General features: G+C 28.9%; 1 protein-coding gene. It reads left to right on the forward strand.

Annotated features, from left to right (window positions below; genetic code table 11):
- Positions 1-297: 297 nt before the first annotated feature.
- Complete coding sequence (locus AC1DSL_RS18880; protein WP_477533426.1) at positions 298-516, forward strand: hypothetical protein; 219 nt, start codon at positions 298-300, stop codon at positions 514-516.
- The last annotated feature ends 335 nt before the right edge of the window (positions 517-851 follow it).

Genomic DNA, 851 nt, shown 5'->3' on the forward strand with positions numbered 1-851 from the left:
TATCTATATAGAAGGAAACAGGAGAAAGAATCTCCTATTACTTAATGTAACTTTGTGGTTCCATTCTAAAAGGATTGGTTTAATTATCTTTTCTTATTAAACTAACGGGTGCTTTAGTTAAAGGTCATCGGGCTGTTTAAACAGCCCTTTTTCTTATTGAACTAACGGGGCAGGTTAGTTCAATAAGAATTTTTCATTTATTGGAACTATTTGGGTTAAATAACGTAATAATTATAAAGGATTAAATTAAATTAAGGAGGATAACCCTTGAACAAATTCGGTGTTATCTCATTGCTAATGTTTATTAGTAGTATTATTGCTTTTTATATTTTGAGAGGACCTAATGCTGATATATATGTTGGTATAAAAATTTTTAGTGTTCTATCAATTATTGGGATTGTGTTTGCATTTATGTCAGGAAACAAGTTGTGGTTTTTTATCGGGGGGATTCTAAATATTTGTATGCTGGTGTTCACTTTTTTTCTATTACTCGCAATGGGTATAGGTGAGCCTTAAACTATCGGAATAAAATTAAAAGATGAAATGGTTGATATATTATTTACTTATACAGCTAATTTCTTATTGAACTAATGGGGCAGGTTAGTTTAATAAGAAATGTGAAGTAGCACCCATTTTTAGTGGTAAAATTAGGAATAAAGAACAGGAACGGAGATGTAATTTTGGAAAGAATCTTCTTATTCGTATTACTCTTGATAAATTTATTTTACGTAGTGAGTTTCCTTATCAGTTTTGAATTTTTTACATTTAGTATTCTATGGATTATCTTTTTTATCGTCAGTTTATTCATTTCAATTTTTTATTTGTTACTTTCAAAAAGGAAATCCAGCTAT

Source organism: Paenisporosarcina sp. P4_D4 (assembly GCF_056401835.1).